This window comes from Salinimicrobium sp. CAU 1759 (genome assembly GCF_054482715.1).
The window spans coordinates 1,750,934-1,772,422 of record NZ_JBTLRK010000001.1; the positions used below are offsets into that span (position 1 = coordinate 1,750,934).

General features: G+C 42.1%; 20 protein-coding genes. 9 read left to right on the forward strand and 11 right to left on the reverse strand.

Annotated elements, in window-relative coordinates:
• Window positions 1–212: 212 nt before the first annotated feature.
• The 3 genes from ACXYMT_RS07900 to ACXYMT_RS07910 form a co-directional block, all read right to left on the reverse strand.
• A complete protein-coding gene (locus ACXYMT_RS07900) occupies window positions 213–1,619 on the reverse strand; it encodes a PQQ-dependent sugar dehydrogenase (protein ID WP_459058536.1) in 1,407 nt (468 codons plus the stop codon).
• An 18-nt stretch (window positions 1,620–1,637) separates the two neighbouring features.
• Window positions 1,638–2,045 (reverse strand): hypothetical protein, encoded by a 408-nt coding sequence (locus ACXYMT_RS07905; RefSeq protein WP_459058537.1) that lies wholly within the window; start codon window positions 2,043–2,045, stop codon window positions 1,638–1,640.
• A 190-nt stretch (window positions 2,046–2,235) separates the two neighbouring features.
• On the reverse strand, window positions 2,236–3,600 hold the full coding sequence (locus tag ACXYMT_RS07910; RefSeq protein ID WP_459058538.1) for a short-chain fatty acid transporter: 1,365 nt from the start codon (window positions 3,598–3,600) through the stop codon (window positions 2,236–2,238).
• Between the two features lie 692 nt (window positions 3,601–4,292).
• Here ACXYMT_RS07910 and trhA point away from each other — a divergent pair.
• The 3 genes from trhA to ACXYMT_RS07925 are packed head-to-tail and all read left to right on the forward strand — an operon-like array spanning window position 4,293 to window position 5,645.
• The gene (gene trhA, locus ACXYMT_RS07915; RefSeq protein WP_459058539.1) at window positions 4,293–4,943 is read left to right on the forward strand and encodes a PAQR family membrane homeostasis protein TrhA; all 651 of its coding nucleotides are present in this window, start codon (window positions 4,293–4,295) and stop codon (window positions 4,941–4,943) included.
• 47 nt (window positions 4,944–4,990) lie between these two features.
• Window positions 4,991–5,377, forward strand: coding sequence for a rhodanese-like domain-containing protein (locus ACXYMT_RS07920; protein ID WP_459058540.1), 387 nt, complete (start codon window positions 4,991–4,993; stop codon window positions 5,375–5,377).
• Window positions 5,340–5,645: a YidH family protein gene (locus ACXYMT_RS07925; RefSeq protein WP_459058541.1), complete on the forward strand. Its 306-nt coding sequence runs from the start codon at window positions 5,340–5,342 to the stop codon at window positions 5,643–5,645. Before ACXYMT_RS07920 ends, ACXYMT_RS07925 begins: the two co-directional genes overlap by 38 nt.
• 34 nt (window positions 5,646–5,679) lie before the next feature.
• Here ACXYMT_RS07925 and ACXYMT_RS07930 read toward each other — a convergent pair whose 3' ends face one another.
• The 4 genes from ACXYMT_RS07930 to ACXYMT_RS07945 are packed head-to-tail and all read right to left on the reverse strand — an operon-like array spanning window position 5,680 to window position 9,404.
• Window positions 5,680–6,417: a hypothetical protein gene (locus ACXYMT_RS07930; protein ID WP_459058542.1), complete on the reverse strand. Its 738-nt coding sequence runs from the start codon at window positions 6,415–6,417 to the stop codon at window positions 5,680–5,682.
• Between the two features lie 58 nt (window positions 6,418–6,475).
• Complete coding sequence (gene nadB / locus ACXYMT_RS07935; protein WP_459058543.1) at window positions 6,476–8,002, reverse strand: L-aspartate oxidase; 1,527 nt, start codon at window positions 8,000–8,002, stop codon at window positions 6,476–6,478.
• Window positions 8,003–8,004: 2 nt separating this feature from the next.
• Window positions 8,005–8,949, reverse strand: a complete 945-nt coding sequence (gene nadA, locus ACXYMT_RS07940) for a quinolinate synthase NadA (protein WP_459058544.1) — start codon at window positions 8,947–8,949, stop codon at window positions 8,005–8,007.
• On the reverse strand, window positions 8,949–9,404 hold the full coding sequence (locus ACXYMT_RS07945) for an RrF2 family transcriptional regulator (RefSeq protein WP_459058545.1): 456 nt from the start codon (window positions 9,402–9,404) through the stop codon (window positions 8,949–8,951). The genes nadA and ACXYMT_RS07945 overlap by 1 nt, the downstream gene beginning before the upstream one ends.
• Before the next feature lie 227 nt (window positions 9,405–9,631).
• Here ACXYMT_RS07945 and ACXYMT_RS07950 point away from each other — a divergent pair, with 227 nt between their 5' ends.
• The gene (locus tag ACXYMT_RS07950) at window positions 9,632–11,101 is read left to right on the forward strand and encodes an SLC13 family permease (RefSeq protein ID WP_459058546.1); all 1,470 of its coding nucleotides are present in this window, start codon (window positions 9,632–9,634) and stop codon (window positions 11,099–11,101) included.
• 11 nt (window positions 11,102–11,112) lie between these two features.
• Here ACXYMT_RS07950 and ACXYMT_RS07955 read toward each other — a convergent pair whose 3' ends face one another.
• The 3 genes from ACXYMT_RS07955 to ACXYMT_RS07965 form a co-directional block, all read right to left on the reverse strand.
• Window positions 11,113–11,658, reverse strand: a complete 546-nt coding sequence (locus ACXYMT_RS07955) for a GNAT family N-acetyltransferase (RefSeq protein ID WP_459058547.1) — start codon at window positions 11,656–11,658, stop codon at window positions 11,113–11,115.
• A 613-nt stretch (window positions 11,659–12,271) separates the two neighbouring features.
• Complete coding sequence (locus ACXYMT_RS07960; RefSeq protein WP_459058548.1) at window positions 12,272–13,579, reverse strand: rhodanese-like domain-containing protein; 1,308 nt, start codon at window positions 13,577–13,579, stop codon at window positions 12,272–12,274.
• 137 nt (window positions 13,580–13,716) lie between these two features.
• Window positions 13,717–14,142, reverse strand: a complete 426-nt coding sequence (locus tag ACXYMT_RS07965; protein ID WP_459058549.1) for a hypothetical protein — start codon at window positions 14,140–14,142, stop codon at window positions 13,717–13,719.
• 245 nt (window positions 14,143–14,387) lie between these two features.
• Here ACXYMT_RS07965 and serA point away from each other — a divergent pair, with 245 nt between their 5' ends.
• Complete coding sequence (gene serA, locus ACXYMT_RS07970) at window positions 14,388–16,280, forward strand: phosphoglycerate dehydrogenase (protein ID WP_459058550.1); 1,893 nt, start codon at window positions 14,388–14,390, stop codon at window positions 16,278–16,280.
• 290 nt (window positions 16,281–16,570) lie between these two features.
• Window positions 16,571–18,370, forward strand: coding sequence for a nitronate monooxygenase family protein (locus ACXYMT_RS07975; RefSeq protein ID WP_459058551.1), 1,800 nt, complete (start codon window positions 16,571–16,573; stop codon window positions 18,368–18,370).
• Window positions 18,371–18,438: 68 nt separating this feature from the next.
• On the opposite strand, the gene ACXYMT_RS07980 is transcribed toward ACXYMT_RS07975, so the two are convergent.
• Complete coding sequence (locus tag ACXYMT_RS07980; RefSeq protein WP_459058552.1) at window positions 18,439–19,278, reverse strand: TlpA family protein disulfide reductase; 840 nt, start codon at window positions 19,276–19,278, stop codon at window positions 18,439–18,441.
• Between the two features lie 151 nt (window positions 19,279–19,429).
• Between ACXYMT_RS07980 and ACXYMT_RS07985 the strand changes: the two genes are divergently transcribed.
• The 3 genes from ACXYMT_RS07985 to ACXYMT_RS07995 all read left to right on the forward strand — a co-directional run bounded on the left by ACXYMT_RS07985 (window position 19,430) and on the right by ACXYMT_RS07995 (window position 21,484).
• On the forward strand, window positions 19,430–20,065 hold the full coding sequence (locus tag ACXYMT_RS07985; protein ID WP_459058553.1) for a Crp/Fnr family transcriptional regulator: 636 nt from the start codon (window positions 19,430–19,432) through the stop codon (window positions 20,063–20,065).
• A 63-nt stretch (window positions 20,066–20,128) separates the two neighbouring features.
• Window positions 20,129–20,926, forward strand: a complete 798-nt coding sequence (locus ACXYMT_RS07990; protein ID WP_459058554.1) for a sulfite exporter TauE/SafE family protein — start codon at window positions 20,129–20,131, stop codon at window positions 20,924–20,926.
• A gap of 93 nt (window positions 20,927–21,019) precedes the next feature.
• Window positions 21,020–21,484 (forward strand): methyltransferase family protein, encoded by a 465-nt coding sequence (locus ACXYMT_RS07995; RefSeq protein WP_459058555.1) that lies wholly within the window; start codon window positions 21,020–21,022, stop codon window positions 21,482–21,484.
• Window positions 21,485–21,489: the final 5 nt, after the last annotated feature.

Genomic DNA, 21,489 nt, shown 5'->3' on the forward strand with positions numbered 1-21,489 from the left:
AACCTTCAGAATCATTCCAGTCGAATTATCTGTAGGTACGGGATGATCACGAGCTGTCATTTCCACACCAGCAAGACTTCAAAAAACACCCTTTTTGGGGCGACCTGGAATAAGGGATCAGGATAGAATTTCTGAAGAAATTCACTCTGGATCAAAACATAAAAAAGGATCAGCTGTAAAAAAGACACTGATCCTCTCGATTTGGTAGTTTTCTATTGTTCCACCATGTCCAGCCTGAATATTTTCCCTGAATTACCAGCCGGTCCAAGTGCCGAAGATGCAGCCACGTAAACCTCGCCATTCATGTCCTGACCAAAGCCCTTGACAAAATGACCAATATTATTGGGATAGCTGGCGAGGTCAAGAGTTTCGAAGGCCCAAGGTCCTGTGCCCGAAGGCGTGGCTACAAAAATCTCTCCTTTGGGTTCAAAATCACTTGAGAACGAACCAAAAATATACCGGCCATTAAGTTGAGGAACGTCTGTACCTCTGTAGACATACCCTCCAATCACTGTGACGGTAATTCCTCCGGAAGGATTTGAAGAGTTGGGTATTTGAATAACGGGGTCGAGAAGTTCATTGCCGTAAACATCTACATCAGGGCAGGAGTCCAAAATGTTTTGATTATTTGAAGCATCAAAGCAAATAGTTCCTTCCTTTACATTCCAACCATAATTCCCGCCGCTTTCGACAAGATTGATCTCTTCATAAAGACCCTGCCCGGCGTCACCTGCAATCAATTGATTTGCACCGCCCATGTCGAATGAAAAACGAAAAGGATTTCTAAAGCCATAGGCATAGATCTCATCCAGCCCCGGTTGATCCACAAATGGATTATCCCCCGGAATGTCGTACGGCATTCCATTGTCAACGTCTATCCGCAGGATATCACCTAACAGGTTAGCTTCTATATCCTGCCCGTTACCTCCTGCATTTACAGTATACCAATCTTCAACATGTCCCGGCGCAACATCATTTGAAGCCCCTCCATCTCCAATAGAGATGTAGAGATAACCGTCAGGTCCAAATGCAATTGTACCTCCTTCATGGTTTCCCTGGGGCTGATTGACCTCCAGAATCACTCTTTCGGAACCCATGTTCACCATAGCGTCATCTGTAGCTGATACAGTAAATTCGGAAATACGGCTAGTATTATTCCAGCTTTCCCCTTCAGCAGGCCCTCCTGCATTTGGAGGTGCTGTATAATAGACGAATAACCTGCCATTGGTTTCGTAAGCCGGATGAAATGCGAGCCCCAGAAGCCCGCGTTCATCATAATTCTCATTTAAGCTGACCATTCTATCACTAACGTCCAGGAAAGGATCCTGCATCCTGTTTCCATTTTCGTCAATGATCCAAATCATTCCTACCTGGTCAATTACATATAACCAACCACTTTCGTTTGGTGCTTCCGCCAATCCTACAGGAGAAGTCATTCCTTCTGCAACCAACACCAGGTCAAGAGCCATTTCGGGCTCTGGTTCCCGGGGGGTGGAGTCATCATCATCGGAGCATCCTAAAATGCCAAAAATCATTAAGAAAGCCAATGAAATGCTCTTTAAAAAGGCCCCGAATCCTGGTGGTGTCAACTTCAGCTTATTTTCTTTTTTCTGTCTCATAATCACAATTTTTAAATTTTAAGCGCAGGAGACAGTAACATTATGAGTGTGACCACTATCGGAAGTCGAGGTAGCTGTTACTGAGTTGTTTTCCTGTAAAGTGGTAAATTGAGCTGCTGTGATAGTGATTTCATGGGTATGAGCATTTACATTGCTTGTTACATAGGTCTTTTCTACTCCGGCAGATACGTCTTCTTTGGGAACTGTAAAGCTGTGGGTATGACCTGCACTACTGGCAACTGAAGTATCGGTTCCGTTTTCAAGGCAGTTTGCCTGTGGATCGGGATCGGGATCGGGATCAGGATTTGGATTAGGGTTGGGATCTCCGCCATCGTCAGAACTTGAGCAACCGAGTAGGGAGATCGCGGGGATTCCTAAAAGAATTCCTGCAGTTGTTTTCCGGATAAATGTCTTTCTGTCCATCATTGAAATATTTGTAGTTAAACATTCAGTACAGCAGGTAAGGGGGGAAGTGGGGATTTCACTAACAATGAGGGAATGTTGGTAGTGAAGATCAGTATTATCAATGAATTCAATAAACTAATAAGAATTACTGATATGATTTAGAATAAATTTAATTAAATTATTTATAAAAGAGTAAAAATTGTGGATTATTTTAAATCAGAAGTAGGGAGCAGATATAGATAAAACTTCCTGCAAACATCATTACCAGAGTATATGGAAGTATTTCCCGTGCTTTTAATTTTGTGATAGCAAGTAAAGGCAATGCCCAAAATGGTTGAAGCATGTTGGTGATCTGGTCGCCATAAGAAAAAGCCATAATGGCTTTATTTAATGGAATTTGGAGCTTTAATGCACTTTCTATGACAATAGGGCCTTGTATTGCCCATTGACCGCCACCACTGGGAACAAAAATATTTACTAACCCGGCGCTAAAGAAGGTATAAATAGGCAGGCTTACTTCTGAAGCAATACCTGCGAAAAAAGACGCAATATCACTTACCATTCCGGTTTCCCGCATAATCCCCATGATCCCAAAATACAGGGGAAACTGAATTAGTATAGCTCCGGCGCCCACGATGGCTTCATCCAGCGCAGCTAAAAAAGAAACAAAAGACCGGTGCAGGAGAATGCAAAGGCTCAACATGAGAAAATTGAGCATGTTGGGCGTGAGATTACCGGCTGCCAGGTTATTTGAATAGCTCGCAAAAAAAGCACCCAGCAGGAGGAGTCCAAAGAGCAGCTTTAGATATGGAGAATGATCGAGACGTTCTGCGCCCGAGATCTTCAGGGTACTTCTGTCATTCTTAGGCTTCGTAATTTCGACATGATCTACAGTGGTGAATCGGGAAACAAGAAAAAGAATTAGAGGGATAACAAAAAGGAGTGTTGCAAATGTGATTAAATTCCATGAAGAAAAAATGGTAGATCCCGTTGAAATAAAATCGGGTAATTGATTGGCAATAGCGGGATTGGCTTCAAAAAGCTGCTTTAAGTGACCGGTTTCTGCAGCCTTTAGAGGCGCACTGCCGCTCATACCACCATGCCAAACCATAAGGCCTACATAACCGGCAGCCCCTATAAGAGGATAATTGATCTTAAAATTTCTTTCTGCAGCAACCTCTGCAATTTTTCTGGCCATGATAGCCCCAAAGATGAGTCCCAGTCCCCAATTGAAAAATGCAACTACCATGGTAGAGATGGAAACAGTAAGTACAGCACTGCTGTTGCTGTTCACGAAGGAGGTAAGTCTGGAAGTCAGTTTTGCCACCGGCCGACTCAGCACCAGTACGTGACCCAAAACCAGGATAAGCATCATTTGAACTGCAAAAACGAGCAGGGAAGGATCCCACATTCCGCTTTGCCAGTGATCAAGAATATTGATTGCACCCGAAAAGTCGTTATTTTCCGTAAAGAAAAATGCGAGCAACATGGTTAGAAGGCTAAGGAGAACTGCGAGGGTAAATGGAGCAGGAATAAACCTTCTAAAACCGGTTTCTATGAGTCGTGAAAACTTCATAGCTCAAATATGAGGAAAAAGATCGAATCCTCACATCTCCCGGGTGTACAGGAAAGAATGAACTTAAAAAGGTATCTCAGTTCAAATAGAAGGCTAAAAAAAGGGAAATATTAATAGGTCGTTAGGTTAACGTAAAAGTCTGCGGGTAATGAAATTGGTTTTTTGAAAGTAACTACTGTGAGCAGCACCAAGATTTAAAACAGTGCAGTAAAAACCGGTCAAAAGAAATAGCACCTGAAATGCAGTAGCGGAATAAAAAGTGTTTAGAAGGTACACCGAAATTCCTGTAAGCAAAATATTACAGAAGAATGAAAGCCATTCATCGTGCTCGAGTTTTAGCCTATCCAATGCAAATTTAAGTACCGGGTTCTGTTCAACATAGCTACCATTTGACTGATAGGAAGAAATGTAGGAAAACAAAAATTTTGAGGCTATGATCTCAAAAGCAATTAGGGCAATTAACAGGTCCATAGGCAGTAAGTAGGTGAAACTGAAGAAGCTAAATTAAACGAATATTTTTAACCTGCAAGTTTTTTTAACGTTCTGAACGCATAACAGCTAAAAAATTATGTATTTGATCGATATAAAAGGCTATAAAAACTTATTAATTGTAAGATAAAACCTACAGAAATATGTTTTGAGGTTTTGAAAAAGCTATTTAAGCACTACTTTTACAAGAAGGATACCACAAAATGAAGAAGCCATTAAAGATCAAGTTCTATACCCAAAAAGAGGAACTTTTAAATATAATAACTCATGGTATAGGATTACTTCTAAGTGTGCTCGGTCTTTTACTGCTTATCTCTAGAGGGCTTACCTTCGGGAGTACCAAAATCATGATCAGTTTTATCATTTTTGGGGCATCTCTAGTTTTATTGTATGCTGCTTCAACGCTTTACCACAGCACGAGGGATCTCAAAAAACGCTTCTATTTCAAGATCCTTGATCATGTTGCAATATTCATTCTTATTGCCGGCACTTATACTCCTTTTGCCCTTGTGACCTTAAGAGGTACCACTGGTTGGGTCATACTTGTAGTGGTTTGGGTCATTGCTTTTTTGGGCACTATTTTAAAATTGTTTTTCACGGGAAGGTTCAAGATCGTTTCAACTTTGCTTTACGTTGGAATGGGTTGGGTGATCATTTTTGCAATTGAGCCATTAATGGAAAATCTTTCTTCAACAGGTCTGTGGTGGCTTCTTGGTGGGGGAGTTGCTTATACGCTTGGTGCAATTCTATATAGCATAAGCAGGATCAACTATAATCATGCACTCTTCCATTTGTTCGTTTTGCTGGGCAGTTATTGCCACTTCATGGCCATTTACAGGCACGTGCTTCCATGAGTCTGGTGTAGAATTTGTATATCTTTAGCCAAACAAAGAGAAGAACTATGAGGAAATGGATTATGAGTTTTTGTATTTTCTTTTTCGCTGCAGTATTGTATGCACAGGATTCAGCCGGAGTACAGGTACTAGAACCCGAAGTATATAAATTACAGGTTAAAAGTTCTCCACAGCAGTTCGTAGATGTGAGAACCCCGCAGGAATACAGCCAGGGGTATATAGCCGGTGCAGAGAATATTGATTTCAAGGCTGAAGGTTTCCTGTCAAGAATGGAAAAATTTGACAGGAATGAACCTGTCTATATTTATTGCAGAAGTGGAAATCGAAGCAGTAGAGCGGCAGCACAGTTGTTAGAAATGGGATTTAAGAATATCGTTGATCTAAAAGGAGGCTATAATGCCTGGAAAGAAATTGAGGAAGAACAAGAACCCTAAAGCAGTTAAAGAGGGGCTAATCACCAGGGACTGGTTAGCTATAGACCGCACCCGAATGGCCAATGAGAGAACTTTTTTGGCTTACCTTCGCACGTTTATTGTTGTTCTCAGCTCGGGAGTTGCAATAATAAAGGTAGACGTCCTTCAGGAAATGTTTGATCTGGGGATCTTTCTTCTGGTTATTGCGCCAATTATTTTTATAATAGGTTTAATTCGCTTCATCTATGTGAGAAGGCATATCAGGAAATATCACTCTCAATCTTCCTGAGCAATTTAGCACTCACACTTATAATCTGGTAGTTCTACCGTCGTATTTTTCTTTTTTTCTTCCCTTTTTTTCCAAACAGTTTCATCATAGTTGGGGAGGAGATGAACCACAGCAAAAATCCGCTAAATACTGTAATGAGACCGAGTAACGAAAAAGCCCGGAGAAGGCTGGTATTGAAATCATCCCGGGTTTCATAATCCATGGTGTGTGTCATCCAAAGAAAATCGAACCAGCGCCAATCCCGGTGGCGAACAGATCTAAAGCTGCCATCTAAAGCCGAAATATAAGCCCTCACATTTTCAGGTCCGGTATAAGAGATAACATAGGCCGGAAGGCTACCACCCCTGTATTCATGATGATCCCCTGTGGAGGTAATGTGTTCAATGCCTGAGATCTTCAGGCTATCCAGCATATATTTACCGGCAATTTGTATGGCTTCAGCCTCGGTGATCTCTTTTTTCTCTTTTCCGCTGCGGGCATGAACCAGCCTCTCTTCATTCAGCCAGTAGTATGGTTCTCCCGCAATATCTTTTAGTTGTACAGAATGTACCTGTTCTTCAGGAGCTATCTCAGATATTCCGGAGAGATCTGAAAAAGCAGTAGGATGAACATGTGCTTTTCGGAAATGGTCGCCGTGAATTTCATCGATGTCCGTCCAGCTGAAATATATTCCGCTTATGGTCCACATTAGAAACTGAATTCCCAGAAATATTCCCAGGTAACGATGAGCTTTCCTGAGAGTTGAAGCTGTTTTGCGCTTTACGAATGGCATCTCAAATCTTTACAATTTGTGCAAGTATAATGATTCTGAAGTAACAAAAACTTGAGTTCTAAAAAATTCCTTCCGGAATTCCCTTTTTTGGAAGGCTATAATCAAGTGTGTCTCTAAGGATAAGAATCGCCGTCTGTACCATATTCCTTAGCTCATAGAATGCTATTGTACCTGAATTAAATGAGGGATAATTCTCCAGCATGTCCTGTAAGTACCGGAGCTGTTCAAGAGCATCAGTTTTTTCCCTTTTTGAAGCTGAGTTTAGGAGGTGGTAATTCATGATCTCATTAAGGCGCCCCCGTATGCTGGCAATGATGTCATCATCGGCCTCATTATCGTTATTAAATAATTCTTTTTGCTGCAGAAGTTTCGGTTCCGGTATTTTATCCAGTTCCTGTAATACAACTTTTGACGCCTCATGAGAATAGACTAATGCTTCGAGCAGAGAATTTGATGCCAAACGATTGGCCCCGTGCAGACCTGTGTAGGCGCATTCACCTGAAGCAAATAAATGCTTCACCGAAGTCTGTGCTTTTCGATCTACGTCGATTCCACCACATTGGTAATGCGCAGCCGGAACAACCGGAATTAGATCGACCGCAAGATCAAGTCCTATCGAATTACAGTAGTTCACTATGGTAGGAAATTTTTTAGCGAATTCCTGCTGGTTAAGGTGGCGGCAGTCCAGGTATACATTATTTTCCCCTGAATCCTTTAGTTCTCTGACTATAGCTTCAGAAACTATATCCCGCGTCGCAAGTTCCCCTCTAAAATCACTTTTGAACAGGAAACGATTGCCCTGCTGGTTCACTAGGTAAGCTCCATGACCTCTCACTGCTTCAGAGATAAGGAAAAGAGGATATTTATCTTTTTCATAGAGCGCTGTGGGATGGAACTGCACAAAATTCATATGCTTTATTTTTGCTCCCGCACGCCATGCCATTGCTACTCCATCTCCGGTAGCGACAGCAGGGTTGGTAGTATTTTCAAAGACAACTCCGCTACCACCACTTGCCAAAAAGGTAATTTTTGACGTAATATTTATTTTTTGATGTTGATTCTTATCTAATGCTTTTATCCCAATGCAGCTCTTTTTTTGAGCGTCCAGCAAAAGATCAGTTACGAAGTAATGATCGTAAAATTGAATATTTGAGAAGGATTTTGCACGGGAGATCAATTTTCTCTGAATTTCGAGTCCGGTAAAGTCGCGGTGATGGACGATCCTGTGTCGGGAGTGGCCACCTTCAAGACCTAGTTCCAATGTTCCATTTTTGGCATCAAATGTTGTCCCCCAACTCATTAGTTCAATTAGGCGTTGAGGCGCTTGCGAGACTACCATTTCAACAACTTCGGGATCATTGAGTCCACGACCGGCCTTAAGAGTGTCTTTTACGTGAAGTTCAAAACTGTCCTGTATCTTGTCAAGTACAACTGCAATTCCTCCCTGGGCCTGGGCAGTATTTGAAATTTCTTTACTTTCCTTGGTGATCACCGTCACTTCAATATCGGGTCGGGCCTGCGCGATCTTTATGGCAAAGGTCAATCCTGCCACACCAGATCCTATAACAATTACGTCTGTCTTCATGCTTAGGAAAGGTCTAACATTCGTGCTATGGGGGCTAATGCTTCTTTCATAAGTTTAGGAGAAAGAGTTATTTCGGGGTCTTCCCTTTCAAGGCAACTGTAGAGTTTTTTTAAGGTGTTCATCTTCATGAACGCACATTCACTACAGGCGCAGGTGTTGTCTTCTTTGGCAGGGGCCGGAATTAATGTCTTATTTGGCACATCTTTTTGCATCTGGTGCAAGATTCCGGCTTCTGTAGCAACTATAAATTTGTTATTGCTGTTCTCCTTTACATATTTCAACATTCCGGAAGTGGACCCAATAAAATTTGCAACCTTGAGGATGTGGGATTCAGATTCGGGATGAGCAATGACCCTGGCAGTAGGATTTTCTTTAATTAAGTCCAGTAACTTTTCAAAGGAAAAGGCTTCATGCACAATACAGGAGCCATCCCACAACAACATTTTTCTTCCGGTTTTCTGAATTAGGTATTTTCCAAGATTTTTGTCGGGAGCGAAAATTATTTGCTTATCCTCAGGAATGGAGTTAATGATCTTTTCGGCATTGGATGAGGTGCAGACAATATCACTGAGGGTCTTGATTTCTGCTGAACAATTTATGTAGGTCACCACCACGTGATCCGGATATTTATTTTTTAGTTCCCTAAAAGCATCAGGCGGGCAACTTTCTGCCAAAGAACAGCCGGCATTAAGGTCGGGCAAAAGTACCTTTTTTGAAGGGTTAAGGATCTTAGCGGTTTCAGCCATGAAATGCACCCCTGCAAAGACAATTATGTCTGCCCGGGTTCCTGCTGCCTTTTTTGCAAGCTCCAGGGAATCTCCAATAAAATCGGCTACTTCCTGTATCTCCGGCTCCTGGTAATAATGAGCCAGGATCACAGCATTTTTATTCTGTTTTAACCTAATTATTTGATCCTGTAAATGGTTTCTTTGCAGGGCTTTTTCCATTACTTCTTAGGGGATTGAAAATTAGATTTTAAAAAAGTATCCCCGTCTAGTAAACTACCGGTAAGATCTTTAAGACTTGTGTTCTCTACAATTTCCTGAAGCCCGTTCCTTACGGGTTTGAACCTGGAATGAAAAGGGCATGGGTGATCTTCAGAACAATTGTGCAGCCCAAGACTGCAGCGGGTATAGACCTTATCCCCGTCTATGGCCTGTACGATCTGAGAAACCTTTATTACAGACATCATTTCGGGCTTCACTTCGAAGCCGCCGTGTGCACCTTTGGTAGAAATTATAATTCCGCTACGGGTCAATTTCTGAAGGGTTTTGGCGGTAAAGGCTTCAGGAGAATCTATTTCCCGGGCAATATCCTTCAGGCTGGCCCTTTGCCCTCTTTCAGATTCTGATGCAATAAAAATAGCGGCCCTAATAGCATATTCACAGGCTTTTGAGAACATGGGTCTAATTTTCAGATTACCAAACAAAATTAGAGACATGAAGGTCTTTATTTTATGACCTGTATCAGTAACTAGATGTTTTTATGAGAAAAAGTGGGATGTAATGATGAAATTGTCTTTACAGTAAATTCATAATTTTTACATTTATAGGGAAAATGTTTCCATGGAATTTCCTTTTTTATCAGCTGGAGTCAAACTGCATGAGCCATGTATAACTTAAGGCTGCAATGAAGATCACCTTAAAAAATATAATGATCTATGTGGGGCCGCTGCTTTATCTCGTCCTGCAGTTTCTTGACCATCCTCAATCCATGCCCCCATCGGCTTGGGAGGTCTTTTGTGTTACGATCTGGATGGCACTTTGGTGGGTGACAGAGGCTGTGCCTATTGCTGTGACTGCTTTACTTCCCATAGTGCTCTTTCCCCTCACAGGAGCGGTGTCAATAGGTGCTACAACAGCTGCTTACGGTGATAAGTTCGTTTTTCTTTATTTGGGAGGTTTTCTGTTGGCGATTGCCATTGAAAAATGGGACCTTCACAAACGTATCGCACTAAGCATCATAAAACTTATTGGCACGAACCTTAAGCGCATCATCCTTGGGTTCATGATCGCTACTGCTTTCCTCTCCATGTGGATTTCAAACACGGCAACTTCTGTAATGATGCTGCCCATTGGTGCCGCCATAATTGATCAGTTAAGTGACAATCCAGATACGGAGCGAAATGAAAGAAAGGTATTTGGAAAAGCATTAATGCTTGCCATAGCATACAGTGCTTCTATTGGAGGAATAGGAACTTTAATTGGAACCCCACCTAACCTGGTCCTGGCAGGGATCGTGGAAAAGCTTTACGGTATCGAGATCACATTCTACCAATGGATCAAACTGGGTCTGCCTATTTCCATTTGTTTGCTGGCTATTTGCTGGAAATATCTCACTTCATTTGCTTTTGATCTCAGGGAAATGAAATTGCCGGGTGGAAGAAATGAGATTTCGAAGCTTTTAAAGGATCTGGGACAAATAAGCAGACAAGAGAAAACTGTACTCACCGTATTCATATTGACCGCACTTGGCTGGATCACCAGGTCTTTTTTGCTACAGCCATTTTTTCCTTTTATAGATGATACCATCATAGCAATTACTGCCGGAATTATCCTTTTTCTTTTGCCTTCGGGAAAAGAAAAAGGAAGGATCCTGGTTTGGGAAGATACTACCAGGATCCCATGGGGGATCATTATCCTGTTTGGGGGTGGAATGGCCCTTGCTATGGCCTTTGGAGAAACAGGGCTGGCGGTCTGGATAGGGGAGCAGCTGACAGACCTTGAGAGTTTACCACTTATTTTGCTGATATTGGTGCTGGTGGCGGCAGTCAACTTCCTTACCGAAGTGACTTCAAATCTTGCCACTACGGCCATGTTACTACCAATTTTGGCCCCTATGGCCGTTGCGATGAATATTCACCCGTACTTTTTATTAATAGCTGCTACACTTGCGGCTTCCTGTGCTTTTATGCTGCCGGTGGCAACTCCGCCAAATGCAGTTGTTTTTGGTTCAGGACATTTACAGATAAAGGATATGGTGCGAACAGGCATCTGGATGAATACTATCTCCATTCTCCTTATCACGCTTACAGTCTATTTTCTGCTTCCGGTCTTCTGGGGAATAAGAGTGGAGGAGATTCCCGCTGTATTTGAATGATGGGGTATGATTCAAAAAACTGGCTTAGGAGAAAATTCTTCTTTTAAAATAGAGTAGATCGCCACATCAAGGAATTGTCCATCCTTAAACTCAACCTGTCTCATAGTTCCTTCATAGCTGAAGTTGATCTTTTCCAGAGCACGTCTACATTTCACATTGTCGGCATCTACAAAGCCTTCGATACGGTTGAGGTTCAGATTTTCAAATCCTTCTCTAAATAGGCAGGGCATAATTTCTCCAAGAATTCCACGGCCCCAGTATTCGGGCAGCAGCCATAAACCTATTTCAGCTTTCCGGTTCTCCTTTTCCAGGCCGTTGAAGCCACCTGCCCCTACAAAGACCTCTTTTTCTTTTGACCAGATCCCCCACCAAAGACCTGTATTATTCTTTTTGAGATCTTCGTACCAATCCATTTGTTCCTGCGTAGCTTCAAGGGTAGGAAAATGTACAGCGTAGAATTGCGTCACTTCCGGGTTTGAAAGGCCTTTAAAGATGTGGTCTATATCCTCCTGTGTGATCTCCTTCAGGAAAAATCTACTGGTCTGCGGCTGATTCATTTTCTTGATAAACTTTTTAATTCCTGGAACAAAAATAGGAAAAGGCCCGAAACAGAAAATTTCCGGGTTCAGGCTTTACCAATTTTATTCACACAGGTAACGGTGAAAATTCTGCAAGTAGCTTCCCTAACCGCAGTCTTGGTCTATGTTCCTACTTCTTTATGTGCTCCTCCTCGTCGCGCTGGTTTTTAACCAGGTACCAGGTTCCGGACTCCTTTCATAATACTGGCCGGGACAACAAATAAGCTGAAGAAATATTTGTGTTAAAAAATCTAAATGTTTTGTTAATTAATCGATAAAGTGCAATATTTGATCGATAAAATGCTCAATTAGGAGCGTGAAGTTTTACCCATTAAACATTCTAGAAATGTCCAACTGATAAAAAAGAGAAGAAATGATTACACTTAAAGACAGACTGAACCTTAAAGAAAGGCTTTTCCTTATTACCTTTTTATTGCTAGTAGTTCTCTTTTTTATCTTTATTATTCCAAGAGGAATGGAAAAATCATTTACGTCTGAATTCGACACCAAGAAAGACCGCCCCATGGTGGTCAGTCTACCATAAGATTTGATCCTGTGGAAATCCAGGTACTGTAATCATTCAAATAAAGCCTTAAGGGTTTTGAAATTTAACTTTTTCCTCGGGCACTCCGGTTTCATATGGATTAGCCGGATCATTGCTCCATTCGAACCATCCACCGTCGTAGACAGACACCTGAGGCCAGCCTAAAAGCCAGGCATTGAACCAGGCTTCACTACCGCGCCAGCCTGTACCGCAGTAGAAGGCCAGGTGTTTATCTGGAGTTATTCCATTTTGTTTCCAGTTCTCAATGACTTCATGAAATTCCCGGGTGGTATGGTCCACATTCCGGTAGTTTTCCATATGGTAGGCATCACTACCACAATCGGCAAAAATAGCACCGGGAATACGACCTTTGGCTTCTATGTAATTATAGCCGCTCACTTCCCCAATGTATTCAGGATAACTGCGCACACATACAAGTTCGGCATCATTTGCAGCGATCATTTCTTTCGCTTCCGGTACATCAACAGCAAGTTCAGGATTTGCCGGAATTTTAGCGCCAAAATCATTTACCGGCTGCTTTGCAACATCATCTTTGCTCACTTCAAATCCTGCATCCTCCCAGGATTGAAATCCGCCGTTGAGTACCCGCACGTCTTTCACTCCGGCGTACATCATTATAAATGCATTTCGAATAGCCCCTATATCACCGGCTGCACTTCCGGGAAATTCGTCATCATTATCGGGAAACATGAACTTTCCGTAAAGTACAACAGTAGTATCGGCAGTAATCCCATGCTCCTCAAGAGCTTTCTCTAGCTCTTCGGGGCTGCGCCGGTTCCATGTTTCAGGTGATTCCAGCGCATTCGTGTCCATATCAATGGCACCGGGAATATGTCCGCTCAAATAAGCATCCCGGTTGCGATAGTGGGAGTGTACCACTATAAATTTATCATTGTCATATTCTGCAGGCTTTTCACCGGAGATCAGTTTCTTCACCCATTCAGCCGACACAAGTTGCCGGTATTTTGAAAGGTACTCCATGGGTAAGGTTTGGTCACTGGCCCACTCATCCAAAAAGTGATTATATAATGCTATTTTTGAATAGCCTGCTTTTTCAAAACTTTCAGCTACTTTTTGCACCGAATCCCTGTTGTAACCATAGAGGATAAGTTCCTGCTCAGGGTCAATATTCTTATGTCTTACGATTTCGATCCAATCCATATAGCCGGCCCATTTTGCCGGCAATGACTTTGCACCTTTGATATGACCACCTCTTGGCTCATTTTTTAATTTCCAGCCGTTGTAAGCGTCAACCGGGCGCACATCTATTAGCAGTGCACCTTTTTTTTGTCTGTCAATAAGTTCCTGAGTGGTCACTTCCCTGAATTGTGTCATCTTCTGCTTTGGATTTTGAGTAAAAAAAGAACTTCCGAAGAAGTCCTTGATTATTGATTTTTCCGAAGATACTTAAATTCAGGTTTTTCTGAAGCAGGCTGCGGCTTAAGAAATTCCTAAAACTTGCTGAAATTCCTTTACAGGTCTATTTCCTTCTTGTAAGAACGATTATGCTCAATACCATTCTCAACACTGTGTTGACTAACAGTAATGTTCAATTTTTGATAATGGTTCATGTTGCTGATGCCCGATTCCACAGCAGTCTGTATCTCATCGGTCAGGTTATAAAAGGCAATGCTATTTGGTAAGGTTTCCCGAAGGATCTCCACGTTAAGGGTGTGGTAATCTTCTTCGCCAGATTTTGTGGTCTTAGAGGAGTTAATAGAAATTTCTTCCGCAGGAATTATAGCAGCTATTCTGCTTTTTAAAGTCTCCTTTTCCACAGAGAATTGCGGGTCAATAGTGACCATATGTTCTTTAGTTTCAATTCTTGTGATCTTTTCCACACAGGATGTGAAGGAGATCAACAGCAGGAGAATAGGTAGTATAGTCTTGATTTTCATGATTGGGTGGTTATTTAAGATTATTAGTATGTGTCCTGGTACTTTTGTTACAACTGTGAATTTATCATATAGGTTCAATTCTTTTAGATGAATATGGGAACTTCAGTTTCAGGTAAAAAAAATCGCAAAAATTAAATTTTTAGCAAGATAATTTCAGGATCTGTGAAATCTTATGAACTTATGTGGAAGTCTTCGGCTTGTGCGCGAAAAAGCTTAGTTTTGGGTAGACTTCCAAAAAACTCAGCATGAAGAATAACAGGCATTTTGTGATAGATTTCGACAGCACCTTTACCCAGGTAGAAGCTTTAGATGTTTTAGGAGAGATCTCCCTCGAGGGTCACAAGGAAAAAGAGGAACGGCTTCAAAAGCTTACAGATCTTACCAACAGTGGTATGGCGGGTGATCTTTCCTTCAGGGAATCTTTGGAACAACGCCTGGCGCTCCTCAATGCTGAAGAAAAACACTTGCCGGCTCTTGTTGACCGGCTTAAAAGTAAGGTCTCCACGAGCTTCATTAGGAACAAAGAGTTCTTTGAAGAGAACCACGAGAACATCTACATTATTTCCAATGGCTTCAAGGAGTTTATCGTTCCAATTGTAAAGGAGTTTGGGGTGAGGGAGGAGAATGTCTTTGCCAACACTTTTCGACCTGACCCCAACGGGAAATTAAACGCTTTTGATACAGAAAATGTGCTGTCTTCAAACAACGGAAAGGTAGAAATGCTCAAGAGACTGGACCTGCAAGGGGATGTGTATGTAATTGGAGATGGATATACAGATTATGAGATCAAGGCTGCCGGGCTGGCAAACAGATTTTACGCCTTTACCGAAAATGTAGAGCGCGGGAATGTGCTGGACAAAGCCGATCATATTACTCCAAGTCTTGATGAATTCCTTTACCTCCATAAAATGAACAAAGCCATTTCCTATCCAAAAAACCGAATTAAGGTCCTGCTTCTTGAAAATGTACACGAGGATGCCGTTAAGATCATGAAGAATGAAGGTTACAATGTGAGCACAATTTCGGGCGCTCTTGATGAAGAGGAGCTGGCAGAAAAGATAAGGGATGTATCGGTCTTAGGAATACGTTCTAAAACCCAGGTGACGAAAAAGGTTCTGGATAATGCCAACCGGCTTATCTCGATCGGTGCTTTTTGTATAGGGACTAACCAGATCGACCTGGAAGAATGTCTCAAAAAAGGAATTGCAGTTTTCAATGCTCCTTTTAGCAATACAAGATCTGTTGTGGAACTCGCCATTGGAGAGATTATTTTTCTCATGCGTGGTTTGCCCGACAGAATTGCCGAAATGCATGCCGGCACCTGGAATAAGTCGGCTGCCGGTAGTAGGGAGATCCGCGGAAAGAAACTAGGGATCGTTGGCTACGGAAACATTGGTGCCCAACTGTCGGTAGTAGCCGAAGCTATTGGTTTTGATGTTTATTATTACGATCTCATGGAAAAACTGGCTTTGGGAAATGCAACCAAATGTAAAAGTCTGGAGGAACTGCTGAAGATCTCTGATGTTGTAACCCTGCATGTTGACGGTCGTAAAGAAAACCATAACCTCATTGGTGAAAAAGAACTGGATTTAATGAAAGAAGGATCGGTATTTATCAATCTTAGCCGTGGACATGTGGTGGATCTGCCAGCATTGAGAAAGCACCTGGAGAGCGGAAAGATTCGTGGTGCCGGGGTCGATGTATTTCCGAAGGAGCCAAAGACCAATGCCGAAGAATTCGAATCTGAATTAAGAGGTGTCAAAAATGTCATTTTAACGCCGCATATTGGAGGAAGTACAGAGGAGGCGCAGGTGAATATCGGGAATTTTGTGCCTGGAAAGATCATTGAATATATCAATACCGGCAGCACTACCAACAGTGTGAACTTCCCCAACCTGCAGCTGCCAATCCTGGAGAATGCTCACCGCCTTATCCACATTCACCATAACCGACCGGGAATTATTGCTCATATCAACAACATCCTTTCACATCACGATTGCAATATCGTGGGGCAGTATCTTAAGACCAACGAGACTATAGGTTATGTGATCACAGACATTAATAAGGCTTATAATGAGGAGGTGATAGAAGAAATGAGGGAAATCGAGGGTACGATAAGGTTTAGAGTTCTTTATTAGTCTACAGGCGAGAGTTTGGAGTTCAGAGATTTGAATTGAGGTTCAAGTTGTTTCCTGGATCATCTACCTTTCTGTGATTTGTTTTTATTTATCCCCTCCTTCGGAAAGTGGGGTATAAAACCTCTCCATAGGTTCATTTTCAATTCTATTGTCCATCTCAAATCTCAAATCTCATATCTCACATCTCACATCTCAAATCTCACATCTAACCCAAAACCTGATCCAAATCATATCTCAGGAACCAGAGGTTCTTCATCTTTGAGGTTTTGCCGCTAAAAACCTTAAAAATTATGACATATGATCTACCTCCCCACCGGTTCCATATTCCGGTTATGGGAATTGCCTTCACTATAGACACCCCGATAAAAGTTGCTTCCTACGGAATTACTTCAGCTATATCTATCATTGAAGACAATCTCATCGAGATGATGAGAAAACATTACTACCAGGAAAATGACGAACCTTATGTGCCTATTGAGAAGCATGAGGAAAATTACCGGGTGCGCCGAATAACAGGTTATCTCAACCTGGTAAACCACAACGTACAGACAAAATTTGAAAAGCTGAAAGAATCGGCTTTTGAAAAAGGTTCTGAGATCATGAAATATTTCGAGATGCTTCCCGGGGAAAGCGCACTAAAAGAAAAATACCGGCAGTTCTTACAGGCCCATGGCGAAGCGCGGGAGGAACTGGAAAGTTTTCTTCGGAAGCACATGCGCCCCGGCAACATTGAGGTCAACATCATGACCAAAGTTGATAAGAACAATTTGGACAGTAAAGGCGAGATCCTGCCTGAAGGATCTGACGCACTTGGTGCCTTAAAAGCTTATGCAAAAAGTGATCTGGAAAATTCAGCAGTGATATTTTCCGCAGGAATGAATCCCCGCTTATTCAATTATCTGGAAAAATTCAGGGAATTTGATGCTTCGGCCTGGGGTGTTTTTAAGAAGAAAGTGATCATTAAAGTAAGCGACTACCGGTCGGCTTTGATCCAGGGGAAATATCTCGCCAAAAAAGGCATTTGGGTAAGTGAATTCAGGATTGAATCGGGTTTGAATTGTGGCGGACATGCATTTGCTACCCAGGGCTATTTACTGGGGCCTAACCTTGAAGAGTTCCGGATTAAGAAAGAAGAATTGGCGCAGGAGTTGTTCAGCTTGTATAATCCTGCGATACAGGCAAGGGGAGAAGCAGGTTTTGAGAAGCCGCATCCTGTAAATATCACTGTACAGGGTGGTATTGGAACTGCCGCCGAACAACAACTGCTTTATGGCTATTACGGCGTTAACGGCACCGGATGGGGAACTCCGTTCCTGCTTTGTCCCGAAGCCACAACTGTTGATGACAATACTCTTGAATTGCTAAGCAAGAGTAAAGAAAATGATGTGGTATTGAGCAAAGCTTCTCCGCTGGGTGTGCGGTTCAATTACCTGAAAAACACTACGGCCGACAAGGAAAGGCAGCAAAGGATCGCAAAAGGAAAGCCGGGAAGCCCCTGTACCGAAAAGTACCTGGTCTCCAATACCGAATTCACAAAAGAACCTATTTGTACTGCTTCGAGAAAGTATCAAAAATTAAAGCTGGAACAACTCAAAAATGCCGGACTTCCTGAAAAGGAATATCAGCTGCAGGTGGAAGATCTGTTAAGCAAAGAGTGTTTGTGTATAGGTCTAAGCAATTCTGCCGGATTGAATTATAATGTTCCAATTGTAGAAAAGCTGGATGCGGTAACAATTTGTCCGGGACCTAACATTGCCAATTTCAGTAAAATTGCCAGCTTACAGGAGATGACAGACCATATCTATGGACGAAGGGAGTTGCCCCAAAGTTCTTCACGGCCGCATATGTTCCTTAAGGAACTTCAGCTTTACGTGGATTATCTAAAAGAAGAAATGAGAAACACCTTTAACTCCGGGCCACGCGACATTAAGGGCTGGAATAGTTTCTGTAATAATCTTCTCAACGGGGTTGCTCATTACAGGAAGTTGGTTGGACAGGAGCTTATAAAGAAGAAAGAAGCCTTTGAAGAAGGTTTGGATAAAATGGAGAGGGCAGTGATAGATATCAAATCCAGTCTTACAGAGAAGTAAAAAGAATAGCTCCTCAAAAATGTCATTTTTGAGGAGCTATTCTTTATTAGGTTCTATCGATCACTTGCTCACCCGCCGGGAGGTGGTGGAGGGGGAGGTGGTGCAGAATTACTGCGCTCCACTTCCAGGGACATACCTTTTAATGCGGCTATCATTTCGGGAGCTGTATTTACTACTTTTCTGATCTTTCCTGACGGTTCAACTATAATGTGCGTGGGATAAATAGAAAACCCCAGGGTGTCTTCAATGAAAGTCTTTTGCTGAGGGATCACAGCGTATTTAAATTCTTTTTCAGAAAGAAACTTTTCAAGTTCGTCTTCGGGATCGAGAGAAAGGCTCAGGAATTTGACATCGTCCCGGTCGCTGTATTCTTCGACCAGTTGATTGAGTTGTGGCATTTCTTCTATACAGGGTTTACAACGAAGGAACCAGGTCTTCACTACCAGGGTCTTTCCCTGCAATCCTTCTTTTGTCCAGGTTTTTCCTTCCAGATCGGTAAGCTTGAAATCGGGAAATTCTTTGCCCTCCATGGTGAAGTGCTTGTACTGCCTGTAACTATCGGCTGCAATGGTATAGCTAATATCTTCATCGGCTCCTTCGGTCAACTTGAAAAGCTGATATAATTCCTGCTCGCCATTAGACTTCTTCTCCAAAGCAATATAATCGCCTGTCAAAAGAGCTTCAAAAAATGCTTTTTTTGAAAGGCTATCTCCGGCTTCTCCCAACGGAATAAAATCTGAAGTCAGATCTATATTTGTCTTGTGGTACCTCCACCATTTTACCTGATCCGTCTGCAGGGATGAGAAAAGCAGGTCCATCTCTGTCAGTCTTTCTTTTTCCTGGCAAGAAATGAAGGCCAGGGTTGCCAGGCAAAGTAAATTGCGAATTGTCTTGAAAAATAGTTTCAAAAAATTTCAGTTTTTGTTTGGGTTTAAAGATAAGGATTCCGGAAATACAGGAGAAAATCCCGCAGTAAATTGCAGATTCTGTATAGGGTATACTTCAGCAAAAGAAATATCTCAGGAAATACCTTAAATTTACCCTTGCAAATCATAGCCTATGCTCGAAAAAGAACTTAGAGACGCCTATCATTTTATTTTTGAAGAAGAGTTGATACAGGAGATGGTGAAGTTTGGGGCTTTAAAAGAAGTGAAGGCCGGAGAAATCATCATCAACATTGGGGAATACGTAAAAAGTATGCCTCTGCTACTCGAGGGTGCAATTAAGATCTTAAGGGAAGACAAAGATGGTGATGAGCTGCTGCTTTACTTCCTGGAACGCGGCGATACTTGTGCCATGACCCTCTCCTGTTGTTTGGGCCAGACTAAAAGTGAGATCAGGGCAATTGCAGAAAAAGATACCCGGCTGGTGATGATCCCTATTGAGAAGATGGAGGAGTGGACGAGCCGATTCAAAAGCTGGAGGAATTTTGTCTTCGAAAGCTACCATAGCAGGTTAAGTGAGATGCTCGATACTATTGACACTATTGCTTTTCTTCATATGGATGAGCGGCTCATGCGGTACCTGCAGGACAAAGCCAAGATCAATAAAAGTGAACAGATACAGGTAACGCATCAGGAGATCGCTTATGATCTTCATACCTCCCGCGTCGTGGTCTCGAGATTGCTTAAGAAGCTCGAGCTGGAGGGGAAAATTGGGCTACAGCGCAATAGTATTATGGTGCACGACCTGTAAGTGTGACCTTTGTTACAAATACAGCGAGATGGATGATCTAATTTTGTGCTGAAAATTGTAGGAATGGATATAACAGAAATTCTCGGTTACCTTGGAGCTTTAATAATAGGAGTTGTACTCGGTTTAATAGGTGGGGGAGGCTCAATACTTACCGTGCCGGTGCTGGTCTACCTGTTGTCCATAAACCCTGTAACGGCAACGGCATATTCTCTGTTTGTAGTAGGAGCAACCTCTCTAATAGGTTCCATCAGGAATTTTCAAAAGAAAAGGGTAGATCTTAAAACGGCAGTGGTTTTTTCTATACCGGCATTTATTGCAGTATATCTTACCAGGAGATTCTTAGTTCCTGCAATTCCCGAGACTATATTTAGCATTGGAGACCTGGTAATTACAAAGGACATTGGGATCATGTTGTTCTTTGCCTTGATCATGGTCTTGGCATCGGTTTCTATGATATTAGAACCGTCAGAAAAAGACGCCAGACCAGGAAAAGTAAAATTTAACTACCTATTTATAACTCTTGAAGGTGCTATAGTTGGTGTGCTTACGGGAATTGTGGGTGCCGGCGGTGGTTTTCTCATTATCCCTGCCCTCGTACTCATGGTGAAACTGCCAATGAAGAGAGCTGTTGCCACTTCTCTGGTAATTATAGCCGTAAAATCTCTGATAGGCTTTATAGGAGATGTGGAGAACCTGGATATTGACTGGATCTTTCTGCTCATTTTTACAGTAATTTCTGTAATCGGGATCTTTTTAGGGATATGGCTGAATCGCTTTATCGATGGTAAAAAGCTGAAAAAAGGTTTTGGCTGGTTTGTTTTATTAATGGGACTATATATCATCTGGAAAGAGATCTTCTAGACTTAAAACTATAGCAAAGCCTGCCCTGGAGCTGAAATGTCAAAAAGCCGATATTTTTGGCTTATTTTTATAATTACAAGAGAATACTCTGTAATGTCTATTCCAAAAGAAGATAAGATCTACGTTCTACTTCAGCTCCTGGTATTTACTGCCTGGCTATTCGAACCGGAAAGTTGGAAATTTGAATTATCGGAGAATCTTCATAACCTGGGGTTGATCGTGGCCGTAATAGGTTCAATACTAATCCTTGTCGCTCTGGTACAGATCGGCACCAGGATTTCTCCTTTTCCAAGCCCGATGCAGGGAGCAAAGCTGGTGACTTCAGGAGCGTTTGCATTCGCGAGGCATCCAATGTATTCCGGGATTCTTTTTGCGGCTTTTGGTCTTTCGATATGGTTGGGCTCGGGATACAAATTGTTGATGAGCCTCTTACTCTATTTGATCTTTTTTCTGAAGAGCAGGTACGAGGAGAAGCGACTTTTACAGATCTTTCCCGAATATGAAATTTACAAGAGGAATACCGGCAGATTTTTTCCTAAATTTAAAGGAAGAATTTAAAAAGC

Coding starts and splice junctions, on each gene's coding strand:
- ACXYMT_RS07900 (WP_459058536.1), bottom strand. CDS start 1,619: ATGAGACAGAAAAAAGAAAATAAGCTGAAGTTGACACCACCAGGATTC.
- ACXYMT_RS07905 (WP_459058537.1), bottom strand. CDS start 2,045: ATGATGGACAGAAAGACATTTATCCGGAAAACAACTGCAGGAATTCTT.
- ACXYMT_RS07910 (WP_459058538.1), bottom strand. CDS start 3,600: ATGAAGTTTTCACGACTCATAGAAACCGGTTTTAGAAGGTTTATTCCT.
- trhA (WP_459058539.1), top strand. CDS start 4,293: ATGAAGAAGCCATTAAAGATCAAGTTCTATACCCAAAAAGAGGAACTT.
- ACXYMT_RS07920 (WP_459058540.1), top strand. CDS start 4,991: ATGAGGAAATGGATTATGAGTTTTTGTATTTTCTTTTTCGCTGCAGTA.
- ACXYMT_RS07925 (WP_459058541.1), top strand. CDS start 5,340: ATGCCTGGAAAGAAATTGAGGAAGAACAAGAACCCTAAAGCAGTTAAA.
- ACXYMT_RS07930 (WP_459058542.1), bottom strand. CDS start 6,417: ATGCCATTCGTAAAGCGCAAAACAGCTTCAACTCTCAGGAAAGCTCAT.
- nadB (WP_459058543.1), bottom strand. CDS start 8,002: ATGAAGACAGACGTAATTGTTATAGGATCTGGTGTGGCAGGATTGACC.
- nadA (WP_459058544.1), bottom strand. CDS start 8,949: ATGGAAAAAGCCCTGCAAAGAAACCATTTACAGGATCAAATAATTAGG.
- ACXYMT_RS07945 (WP_459058545.1), bottom strand. CDS start 9,404: ATGTTCTCAAAAGCCTGTGAATATGCTATTAGGGCCGCTATTTTTATT.
- ACXYMT_RS07950 (WP_459058546.1), top strand. CDS start 9,632: ATGAAGATCACCTTAAAAAATATAATGATCTATGTGGGGCCGCTGCTT.
- ACXYMT_RS07955 (WP_459058547.1), bottom strand. CDS start 11,658: ATGAATCAGCCGCAGACCAGTAGATTTTTCCTGAAGGAGATCACACAG.
- ACXYMT_RS07960 (WP_459058548.1), bottom strand. CDS start 13,579: ATGACACAATTCAGGGAAGTGACCACTCAGGAACTTATTGACAGACAA.
- ACXYMT_RS07965 (WP_459058549.1), bottom strand. CDS start 14,142: ATGAAAATCAAGACTATACTACCTATTCTCCTGCTGTTGATCTCCTTC.
- serA (WP_459058550.1), top strand. CDS start 14,388: ATGAAGAATAACAGGCATTTTGTGATAGATTTCGACAGCACCTTTACC.
- ACXYMT_RS07975 (WP_459058551.1), top strand. CDS start 16,571: ATGACATATGATCTACCTCCCCACCGGTTCCATATTCCGGTTATGGGA.
- ACXYMT_RS07985 (WP_459058553.1), top strand. CDS start 19,430: ATGCTCGAAAAAGAACTTAGAGACGCCTATCATTTTATTTTTGAAGAA.
- ACXYMT_RS07990 (WP_459058554.1), top strand. CDS start 20,129: ATGGATATAACAGAAATTCTCGGTTACCTTGGAGCTTTAATAATAGGA.
- ACXYMT_RS07995 (WP_459058555.1), top strand. CDS start 21,020: ATGTCTATTCCAAAAGAAGATAAGATCTACGTTCTACTTCAGCTCCTG.